The sequence below is a fragment of the Aggregatibacter sp. oral taxon 458 str. W10330 genome (assembly GCF_000466335.1).
Taxonomy (GTDB): Bacteria; Pseudomonadota; Gammaproteobacteria; order Enterobacterales; family Pasteurellaceae; genus Aggregatibacter.
The window spans coordinates 1-9,135 of sequence record NZ_KE952587.1; the positions used below are offsets into that span (position 1 = coordinate 1).

General features: G+C 40.8%; 11 protein-coding genes, 4 tRNA genes and 2 pseudogenes. 6 read left to right on the forward strand and 11 right to left on the reverse strand.

All coding sequences use genetic code 11. From position 1 onward, the window contains the following. Positions 1–128 precede the first annotated feature (128 nt). From HMPREF9065_RS09305 to HMPREF9065_RS09290, 4 genes are all read right to left on the reverse strand, one after another. Positions 129–204 (reverse strand) — tRNA-Thr (locus HMPREF9065_RS09305). 3 nt (positions 205–207) lie between these two features. Continuing rightward, positions 208–282: transfer RNA gene (locus tag HMPREF9065_RS09300), tRNA-Gly, on the reverse strand. Positions 283–319: 37 nt separating this feature from the next. Continuing rightward, positions 320–404, reverse strand: a tRNA-Tyr gene (locus HMPREF9065_RS09295). Positions 405–435: 31 nt separating this feature from the next. Beyond that, a tRNA-Thr gene (locus HMPREF9065_RS09290) sits at positions 436–511 on the reverse strand. A gap of 216 nt (positions 512–727) precedes the next feature. Between HMPREF9065_RS09290 and coaA the strand changes: the two genes are divergently transcribed. Continuing rightward, complete coding sequence (gene coaA / locus HMPREF9065_RS09285) at positions 728–1,681, forward strand: type I pantothenate kinase (RefSeq protein WP_051264462.1); 954 nt, start codon at positions 728–730, stop codon at positions 1,679–1,681. 62 nt (positions 1,682–1,743) lie between these two features. Here coaA and crp read toward each other — a convergent pair whose 3' ends face one another. The 5 genes from crp to coaBC form a co-directional block, all read right to left on the reverse strand. Continuing rightward, entirely contained in the window at positions 1,744–2,388 is a 645-nt protein-coding gene (gene crp / locus HMPREF9065_RS09280) for a cAMP-activated global transcriptional regulator CRP (RefSeq protein ID WP_021615125.1), read from the reverse strand. Between the two features lie 36 nt (positions 2,389–2,424). Next, entirely contained in the window at positions 2,425–2,643 is a 219-nt protein-coding gene (locus HMPREF9065_RS09275) for a YheU family protein (RefSeq protein WP_021615126.1), read from the reverse strand. Positions 2,644–2,666: 23 nt separating this feature from the next. Further along, positions 2,667–3,266: a nucleoid occlusion factor SlmA gene (gene slmA / locus HMPREF9065_RS09270; RefSeq protein WP_021615127.1), complete on the reverse strand. Its 600-nt coding sequence runs from the start codon at positions 3,264–3,266 to the stop codon at positions 2,667–2,669. After that, positions 3,266–3,721, reverse strand: a complete 456-nt coding sequence (dut, locus tag HMPREF9065_RS09265) for a dUTP diphosphatase (RefSeq protein ID WP_021615128.1) — start codon at positions 3,719–3,721, stop codon at positions 3,266–3,268. Before dut ends, slmA begins: the two co-directional genes overlap by 1 nt. A 62-nt stretch (positions 3,722–3,783) precedes the next feature. After that, on the reverse strand, positions 3,784–4,983 hold the full coding sequence (coaBC, locus tag HMPREF9065_RS09260) for a bifunctional phosphopantothenoylcysteine decarboxylase/phosphopantothenate--cysteine ligase CoaBC (protein WP_021615129.1): 1,200 nt from the start codon (positions 4,981–4,983) through the stop codon (positions 3,784–3,786). A 175-nt stretch (positions 4,984–5,158) separates the two neighbouring features. On the opposite strand from coaBC, the gene radC reads away from it, so the two are divergent. The 4 genes from radC to mutM all read left to right on the forward strand — a co-directional run bounded on the left by radC (position 5,159) and on the right by mutM (position 7,333). Further along, positions 5,159–5,818, forward strand: coding sequence for a RadC family protein (radC, locus tag HMPREF9065_RS09255; RefSeq protein ID WP_021615130.1), 660 nt, complete (start codon positions 5,159–5,161; stop codon positions 5,816–5,818). A 209-nt stretch (positions 5,819–6,027) separates the two neighbouring features. Next, positions 6,028–6,264: a 50S ribosomal protein L28 gene (gene rpmB / locus HMPREF9065_RS09250; protein WP_005542826.1), complete on the forward strand. Its 237-nt coding sequence runs from the start codon at positions 6,028–6,030 to the stop codon at positions 6,262–6,264. A gap of 11 nt (positions 6,265–6,275) precedes the next feature. Further along, a complete protein-coding gene (gene rpmG / locus HMPREF9065_RS09245; RefSeq protein ID WP_005613503.1) occupies positions 6,276–6,446 on the forward strand; it encodes a 50S ribosomal protein L33 in 171 nt (56 codons plus the stop codon). 71 nt (positions 6,447–6,517) lie between these two features. Then, positions 6,518–7,333: a bifunctional DNA-formamidopyrimidine glycosylase/DNA-(apurinic or apyrimidinic site) lyase gene (gene mutM, locus HMPREF9065_RS09240; RefSeq protein ID WP_021615131.1), complete on the forward strand. Its 816-nt coding sequence runs from the start codon at positions 6,518–6,520 to the stop codon at positions 7,331–7,333. 23 nt (positions 7,334–7,356) lie between these two features. Here mutM and HMPREF9065_RS09235 read toward each other — a convergent pair whose 3' ends face one another. Both HMPREF9065_RS09235 and rpmE read right to left on the reverse strand, forming a co-directional pair. Next, the gene (locus HMPREF9065_RS09235; RefSeq protein ID WP_021615132.1) at positions 7,357–8,409 is read right to left on the reverse strand and encodes a glycosyltransferase family 4 protein; all 1,053 of its coding nucleotides are present in this window, start codon (positions 8,407–8,409) and stop codon (positions 7,357–7,359) included. 66 nt (positions 8,410–8,475) lie between these two features. Continuing rightward, a pseudogene (gene rpmE / locus HMPREF9065_RS09665) lies at positions 8,476–8,669 on the reverse strand (50S ribosomal protein L31). Between the two features lie 208 nt (positions 8,670–8,877). On the opposite strand from rpmE, the pseudogene HMPREF9065_RS10270 reads away from it, so the two are divergent. Further along, positions 8,878–9,135 (forward strand): annotated as a pseudogene (locus HMPREF9065_RS10270) (DNA-formamidopyrimidine glycosylase); the annotation flags it as partial.

A 9,135-nucleotide genomic window follows, 5' to 3' on the forward strand; every position in this document is an offset into this window, starting at 1 on the left:
TGCGGTTTTGTACGTTCAAATTTTTCTTTAGACATTGATTGTCCCTCTAAACAAACACGGTTATCGATGGTTCAATTTACCAGATTAACCAAAGTATTAAAATTTGTAATGGAGAGATTATTAAGAAGTGGTGCTGATAGGCAGATTCGAACTGCCGACCTCACCCTTACCAAGGGTGCGCTCTACCAACTGAGCTATATCAGCGCTTGGAGCGGGCAGCGGGAATCGAACCCGCGTCATTAGCTTGGAAGGCTAAGGTAATAGCCATTATACGATGCCCGCCGTTCTTAATTCATCTGTCCCATCAGTCGCTTAGAAATGGTGGAGGGAGAAGGATTCGAACCTTCGAAGGCTGAGCCGGCAGATTTACAGTCTGCTCCCTTTGGCCGCTCGGGAATCCCTCCACGCTAATTTGGGGCTTATCACACGAGATAATGGTGCCGACTATCGGAATCGAACTGATGACCTACTGATTACAAGTCAGTTGCTCTACCTACTGAGCTAAGTCGGCCTCGTGAACAAGTGAGGCGTATTATAGGGATTTTTTTATACCTGACAAGTCTTTTTTTTTATAAATCGTTTTTTTTTAATTATTCGTTTAATTATCAAACAAAAGAGAATACTGATTTGCTTAATTTATAAGCACAACTAAATTTTTACTGCGCATCCTTTCATTTATAAGGTATATTTCACCCATTATTTTACTCAACGGAAGCGCAATTTAATCGTGAAATCTCCAATTTCTGACACTTTTTCAGACAAATTAACCCCCTTCTTATCCTTTGAACGACAGCATTGGGCTGCCTTACGCAAATCCGTGCCATTAAAATTGACCGAGCAAGATCTTAAACCGCTACTGGGTTTTAATGAAGAATTGTCGCTGGATGAAGTACGTACGATTTACCTGCCACTCACCCGCCTGATTAACTACTATATAGAAGAAAACATTCGTCGCCAGAATGTTCTTCACCGCTTCCTTGGCGGAGAAAGCCCCAAAGTACCATACATTATTAGCATTGCTGGCAGTGTTGCCGTTGGCAAAAGCACCTCGGCACGCATTTTACAATCTCTTCTTAGCCATTGGCCAAGTGAACGGAAAGTAGATTTAATTACTACCGATGGTTTTTTGCATTCGCTTTCTTATTTACAAAAGCATCAACTATTACAAAAGAAAGGTTTTCCGATTTCTTACGATACACCAAAATTAATTCATTTCTTAGCTGATATCAAATCCGGTAAACACCCGGTGAAAGCACCAATTTATTCTCATTTAACTTATGACATTATTCCTGAACAATTTAATGTTATCGATCAGCCGGATATTTTGATATTAGAAGGGCTCAACGTCCTCCAACCCAATGACAATCGCGCAAATCAAACCTTCGTTTCAGATTTTGTGGATTTTTCGATTTATGTGGACGCAGAAGAAAGCTTATTAAAAGAATGGTATATCCGTCGATTCTTAAAATTCCGACAAAGTGCGTTTTCTAACCCGAATTCCTATTTTAAACATTATGCCAATCTTTCCGAACAAGAAGCCATTGCAACGGCCAGTCGTATTTGGGATGACATTAATGGATTAAATTTAAGAGAAAATATTTTGCCGACGCGTGAACGTGCCAATCTGATCTTAAAGAAAGGGGTTAATCATGAAGTCGAGTTAGTCAAACTGCGAAAATAAGGCAAAAAAAGACCGCACTTAATCTAGCAAGACATAAAGTGCGGTCGTTTTTCTTTCTATTTCTATCGAGTCCCATGAATCACGATTGTTTTACCATGGGCTGTAATCAAATGTTGCTCTTCTAACATTCTCATAATCCGCCCTACTGTTTCACGGGAGCATCCCACCATCTGTCCGATTTCCTGACGGGTAATTTTAATTTGCATCCCGTCCGGATGCGTCATGGCGTCCGGCATTTTGGCTAAATTTAACAAGGTCTGCGCAATACGCCCGGTGACATCTAAGAAAGCTAGATTACTCACCTGCCGTGATGTTCGTTGTAAGCGATGGGCTAATTGTGCGGTCAAATACATTAAAATATCGGGGCTAACTTGAATTAACTGACGAAATTTCCGATAGGAAATTTCCGCAACCTCACAAGCGGTCTTTGCTTTAACCCACGCAGAACGCAGTTGACCATCTTCAAATAATCCTGCCTCACCAAAGAACTCGCCCTTGCCTAAATAGGTCAAAATCATTTCCCTGCCGTCTTCATCCTTTACCATGACGGAAACCGAACCGCTAATGATGTAATACAACGTATCCGCTTCTTCTCCGGCGTTAATCAGTATGCTTTTCGCTGCATATTTTTTGATGTGACAATGTGATAAAAACCACTCCAGCATCGGATCCGTCGGTTGTGTGGCTTGTGCGTCCTGTTCCTGCACGTAAAACCTCCATCTAATTATGAAAAACTAAAAAGTTTATCTAACAAAGTCCGTTTTATTTTTTATATCGATAGATTCATGTAGTTCAGACCAAACAATCACCGCACTTCCTTGGCGGATTTTGTTCAGTAGCGCTTTCTTTTTTTGTTCGAAAGTCTGTTCATGTGAACCATAATCGGTTCCTTCACGTAAAATGACGCTTTCCACAATATTGATTAAGGTGTCTTCCGCCAGTTCTTGCCAAGGAATAATCACGACATATTACCTAAATAAATAAATTATGCAAATAAGCTTTCAATGAGCTGCCATTGCTGGCTAAACCCTTGATTTGGTGTGTGTCGGAAGTTGGAACGCACATAGCGCATAAACTGCCCTTCACAGAGGGTGACGAGGTGTGCCGCGATAATGCGTTCGTCCACGTTAAATCCGCGTCCTTCGCGCAATTTTCGCATTTGCAGAATATTCACGAACTGCAATTCCAGCCTGTCAAAAAAGGTGGCAACACGGGCTTGTAGTTTGGCATCTTCAAACATCAACGCATGACCGGTTAACACACGGGTTAAACCGGGATTTTTGCGGGCAAAATCCAAGATCATCTGCAGGATGTCTTTTACCCGTTGCATGGTGTTGGTTTCATTTTTGATCGATTGTGAAATGCGATTCAGCAATGTGCTTTCGATATTCTCAATTAAGGCTTCAAAAATCTTGGTTTTGCTCGGGTAATAACGGTACAACGCCGCTTCTGACACGCCCACTTCCGCGGCTAAACGCGCCGTTGTTATACGCTCCATGCCGCGTTCGGAATGCAACATATGCGTGAGTACCGTCAACACTTGTTGGCGTCGTTCTTTAATACTGCGTTTATTGGTTTGTTCCATTAGTGTTTACCTGAATGGCCGAAACCGCCTTCGCCGCGTTCTGTGGCATGAAATTCGTTGACGATATTAAATTCCGCTTGCACAACGGGCACAAAGACTAATTGCGCGATGCGATCGCCTACTTCAATTTTGAACGGCTCATTACCACGATTCCACACAGAAACCATGAGCGGACCTTGATAATCAGAATCGATTAAACCGACTAAATTGCCTAACACGATACCGTGTTTATGACCTAAACCGGAGCGAGGTAAAATGACAGCAGCTAAATTCGGATCGGCAATATAAATAGAAAGCCCGGTTGGAATTAATTTGGTTTCACCCGGTTGAATTTCAATACCATTGTCTAGGAGCGCACGTAAATCCAAACCGGCTGATCCTTCAGTAGCATACGTTGGCAAAGGAAATTCGCTGCCAAGACGGCTATCTAAAATTTTAACGTCAATTTTTTTCATTGTGATCTTTTCCTTTAACGAAATCTTTTTGATAAAGTGCGGTGGGTTTTTGCTGTGTTTTTTTATTGACGGTAACGCGCCATAATTTCACTAACTAATGCTTCTGCCAATGTATTTTTATCCGCCTGCGGCAAGGCTTTTTCGCCATGCTTCCAAAAGAGGTGTAACGCATTGTGATCTTGTCCGAACACTTGCCCGCCGGAAACGTCATTGGCACAAATCATATCCAAATTTTTGCGCGTCAATTTATCTTTCGCGTAATCGGCAACATTCTGCGTTTCAGCCGCAAACCCAATAGTGAACGGGCGCTTTTCCGTAAGATGCGCCACATCCGCGATGATGTCCGGATTTTTAACGAGCTTTAACGTCATTTCTTCAGCTGATTTCTTGATTTTCTGTCCAGCGACATCCGCAATACGGTAATCCGCCACCGCAGCACAACCAATAAAAATGTGATTTTTGACCGCACTTTCTAAGGCGGTTTGCCACATTTCTTGCGCGGAAGTGACATCAACGCGGTTGACATTGTTAGGTGTGGTAAGGTTTACCGGGCCAGTAATCAAGGTGACATTCGCTCCGCGTTTTGCGAAGGCATCCGCAATGGCAAAGCCCATTTTGCCGGAACTGTGATTGGAAATGTAACGTACCGGATCGATGGCTTCACGCGTTGGGCCTGCTGTAATGGCAACATGGATGCCGAGTAAATCTTGCTGCACGGTAAAATGATGACAAAGTGCGGTGAAAATTTCAGAAGGTTCGGACATTCGCCCGGCACCTACATCGCCACATGCCTGTTCGCCACTGTTCGGGCCGATAAGTTGTATGCCACGGCTTAAAAGTGCGGTCAGATTTTGCTGCGTTATGGCTTGGCGATACATTTGCTGATTCATCGCCGGCGCAAGAAAAATCGGTGCACTGGTGGCAAGACAAATCGTGGAAAGTAAATCGTTCGCCATTCCGACAGTTAAGCGCGCAATAAAATCGGCACTTGCTGGCGCGATTAATACGGCATCCGCCCATTTCGCCAATTCAATATGTCCCATTGCCAGTTCTGCTTGCGGATCCAATAACGATTGTGCCACGGCATTGCCTGAAATCGCTTGCAAGGTGAGTGGGGTCACAAATTCTGCGGCGGCAGGCGTGAGCACCACGCGAACCTGCGCATTGGCTTTGCGTAATAAACGAATTAATTCGATGGTTTTGTACGCGGCAATGCCGCCGGTAATGCCCACAACAATGCGTTTATTTTCTAGATTAATCATGCTTGAATCCCATGAATTGACTGACTCGGAGATGAATCCACTTATTCTACTTGAATTATGATTTAATCAAAAATCTTATTTTGCGATCCCAATCCCATCTTTTGAATGTACTTTTTGGATTTTACGACGCCCTGTGAATGAATAGCGAATCGGTTATTTTTTGCGAGGTTGAAAAATGGATGAGGCCTTAATGCCTAGGGAAAAACTCTTAAAATATGGTGTTGCTACACTGACGGATGCTGAACTTTTGGCCATTTTCTTGCGTACGGGCATTAAAGATTGTCCGGTGATGCAGCTATCGAAAAATGTGTTACAGCATTTTGGCTCGTTGCGAGGGCTCATTAGCGCCAATCAAACGCAGTTTTGTGCCGTGAAAGGCATTGGCATTACGCAGTTTATTCAGTTGCAAGCTTGCACGGAAATGACCCGTCGTTATTTATTGGCGGAACTTAAAGAAGGGTATTGTTTCAGTTCGTCAGAGACAGTGAAAATGTACTTACAAACAGAGTTGGAAAATACGGAACGAGAAGTTTTTTTAGTGCTTTTCTTAGATAACCAACATCGGTTGATTAAGCAGGAGCGCTTGTTTCTCGGCACAATTAATAAAGCGATGGTTTATCCGCGCGAAGTCATCAAGGAAGCCTTGGCTTGTAATGCAGCGGCGATTATTTTGGCTCATAATCACCCTTCCGGCGTGGCGGAACCCAGCTTTTCTGACAGACAAATTACGGAGGCGATCAAACAGGCGGCGGAGTTGGTGGAAATTCGAGTGCTGGATCATTTTGTGATTGGCAAAGGCGATTATTTTTCCTTTGCGGAACAAAATCTTCTCTAAAACGCACCGCACTTTGGGATAAATTTTCGTTTTAATGTCAGCAAATTCAGGATTTAGGCTTGAGAATGCAAGATAAAGTGAGTATAATGCACGACCTTTAATATAGTATGCGGGTCGGGTTATACGACCTGACGAGGTCATTCAAAAAGCGATTTTTGAAATATTCCGAACCGTAAGCTCGAGCTTAAATTTCATTATTGGAGATTAATATGTCTAGAGTCTGTCAAGTAACAGGCAAGCGTCCGGCAGTGGGTAACAACCGCTCGCACGCAATGAACGCGACTCGTCGTCGTTTTCTTCCGAACCTTCACACTCACCGTTTCTGGGTTGAAAGTGAAAACCGTTTCGTAACATTACGCTTAACCGCAAAAGGTATGCGTATTATTGATAAAAAAGGCATTGATGCAGTTTTAGCTGAAATCCGTGCTCGTGGCGAGAAAATCTAAGGAGCTAACAAATGGCAGCAAAAGGTGCTCGTGAGAAAATCCGTTTAGTTTCTACCGCAGAAACCGGTCATTTCTACACAACTGACAAAAACAAACGTAATATGCCTGAAAAAATGGAAATCAAAAAATTTGATCCAGTTGTGCGTAAACACGTTATTTATAAAGAAGCAAAAATCAAATAATTTTGCGCGAATTGAAAAACCCGACATTGTTCGGGTTTTTTTATATCCAGTAGCTATCGCGGAGAAAGAGAATGCCTGAACTACCTGAAGTCGAAACCGCACTGCGTGGCGTGAGCCCTTATTTGAAAGATTACATGATTGAAAAAATCGAGGTACGTCAGCCGAAACTCCGCTGGGCAGTATCACCGGAATTAGCGACATTGCATCAAGTAAAAATTCTGGAGCTGAGTCGCCGCGCCAAATACCTCATCATTCATACCGAACAAGGTTATATCATCGGGCATTTAGGGATGTCGGGAACCGTAAGAATCGTACCGCATGACTGCCCGATTGATAAACACGATCATTTAGATATTGTGCTGAATAATGGTCGATTATTGCGTTATAACGATCCGCGCCGTTTTGGCGCTTGGTTGTGGACGGAAAAATTAGACGAGTTTCATTTATTTTTAAAACTGGGGCCGGAACCACTATCGGAGGAATTTAACGCAGACTATCTTTTCAAAAAATCCCGCAAAAAAACGACCGCACTTAAGACCTTTTTAATGGATAACGCTGTGGTGGTGGGCGTTGGCAACATTTATGCCAATGAAAGTTTGTTTTTATGCGGATTGCACCCATTAAAACTTGCTGCGAATCTCACCAGAAAACAGTGTGAACGTTTGGTCGAAACCATTAAATCGGTTCTTGCTAAAGCCATTGAACAAGGCGGAACGACACTCAAAGATTTCTTACAACCTGATGGCAGACCGGGTTATTTTGCGCAAGAATTACTGGTTTATGGCAACAAAGGCAAACCTTGTCCAACGTGCGGTACAAAAATTGAAAGTTTAATCATCGGGCAACGAAACAGCTTTTATTGCCCGACGTGTCAGAAGAAAGGATAGGAACAACTAAATATATTAAATTATTATGAGCGATATAAAATATCTAGCAGTTCTTCTACATGAGCAGATAAACAGGGATTATAAGTTATACAATCAAGTGGGGTGCTTATCCTATTCTTAAGAGAACTGAATTGTCTAACAGAATTCTGAATAACTTTGTCTAAAGTGTCTATATTATTTCGGCAGAATGTATAACCAAAATTATTTTCTAAAACTTCTAAACACCCCATATTATCTGAAAATATAACTGGTGTTCCGGATAAAATAGATTCAATTCCTACAAGTCCAAATGGTTCATATATTGATGCCATAATTGTATAATCTACTGCTTGATACAGTTCAGACATATTTTTGCAATAACCTAATGATGTAATGTTTTTACTTTCCGTAACTGGTGAGCCTGCAACAACAAGGCGAATAGAAAGATCTGATTGATTAAAATAATTTTTAAGGATATTGAAACCTTTTCTTTCATGTCCAGTAGAGGGAAATAAGAAGATAATTTCATGATCTTGAAAATTAAATTTTTTTCTTAAACTTATACGCTCATCATCATTAACGGGTTTAAAACACTCAGAATTTACTGGTGGATAAATTACTTCTATTTTATTTTCTGGTACTTGATATAGAGTAATTAATTCATTTTTCATTAATTTAGAGTGAGCAATAATAGTCTTAGCATAGTCAAAGCATCTTTTTTCATTTTTAATTTTTATTAGATCTAAAAAAGTTGGTTTTTTATTTAATGCTCGTAAATATCCTATATGGTTTCCTCCACATATAACTATATCTGATTTTGTATATGTCGTTGTGATAGAAATTTCTCTCTCTTTTGAGTGAGACTTTATCCTATTTGAAAAATAAGATAGGAAATAATTTCTAAGAGGCTTAGGGATAAGAGATAGGTTAATTTCTATAGGATTTATAAAACTATATTCTAATATATCTTTATCAAACTTGGCAGAATAAACATTTGGGAGAATATTTTTTTCGTGAAAACCGTTTACCAGATCAATTAGATAACGTTCTATACCACCGCCATATCTGAATTTTGAGCAGACAAGAGAAATTTTCATTATATTTACTCTAATTTATTTTTAATTATAGAAATACCCCCGTAATCTCGAGGGCTGAAATTAAAATTACTTTATACCTGGAATTTTGAAATGGTTGTTAAAGCGTTCAACACGACCATCTGTGTCAACAACACGTTGTTTACCTGTATAAAACGGATGACATTGCAGCACATATCAAGGTTGATGTCTTTGCCTAAGGTTGAAAGGTTTTTGAGCACGTTACTGCAATCTTTATATTCAGGATGAATACCTTGTTTCATAGAAAACCTCAAAGTTGAAGCCATGCCGCTATCAAGCCAATTGAAGATCCAATCCCTGACACCTCTCGATATTAACATTACGCCATTATAAAATAGTACTTTGTGTGCCTACTTACGAAGTCTACAGAAAGAGAAAACGACATTCAAGCTGGCCTAACCCTAAAATACATAACAACCCCCTCAAATATTATACTCATAGCCCACTTTATTCAACGCAGACTATCTTTTCAAAAAATCATGTAAAAAAATGACCGCACTTAAGACCTTTTTAATGGATAACGCTGTGGTGGTGGGTGTTGGCAATATTTATGCCAATGAAAGTTTGTTTCTGTGTGGCTTGCATCCGTTAAAACTTGCTACCAATCTCACTCGAAAATAGTGTGAGCGTTTGGTCGAAACCATTAAATCCGTTCTTGCTAAAGCCATTGAACGAGGCGGAACGACACTCAAAGATTTCTTACAACCT

What these genes read in the sequence shown, in the direction of transcription:
- slmA (WP_021615127.1), bottom strand. Translation starts at nt 3,266, where the DNA reads ATGGAACAAACCAATAAACGCAGTATTAAAGAACGACGCCAACAAGTG.
- dut (WP_021615128.1), bottom strand. Translation starts at nt 3,721, where the DNA reads ATGAAAAAAATTGACGTTAAAATTTTAGATAGCCGTCTTGGCAGCGAA.
- coaBC (WP_021615129.1), bottom strand. Translation starts at nt 4,983, where the DNA reads ATGATTAATCTAGAAAATAAACGCATTGTTGTGGGCATTACCGGCGGC.
- radC (WP_021615130.1), top strand. Translation starts at nt 5,159, where the DNA reads ATGGATGAGGCCTTAATGCCTAGGGAAAAACTCTTAAAATATGGTGTT.
- rpmB (WP_005542826.1), top strand. Translation starts at nt 6,028, where the DNA reads ATGTCTAGAGTCTGTCAAGTAACAGGCAAGCGTCCGGCAGTGGGTAAC.
- rpmG (WP_005613503.1), top strand. Translation starts at nt 6,276, where the DNA reads ATGGCAGCAAAAGGTGCTCGTGAGAAAATCCGTTTAGTTTCTACCGCA.
- mutM (WP_021615131.1), top strand. Translation starts at nt 6,518, where the DNA reads ATGCCTGAACTACCTGAAGTCGAAACCGCACTGCGTGGCGTGAGCCCT.
- HMPREF9065_RS09235 (WP_021615132.1), bottom strand. Translation starts at nt 8,409, where the DNA reads ATGAAAATTTCTCTTGTCTGCTCAAAATTCAGATATGGCGGTGGTATA.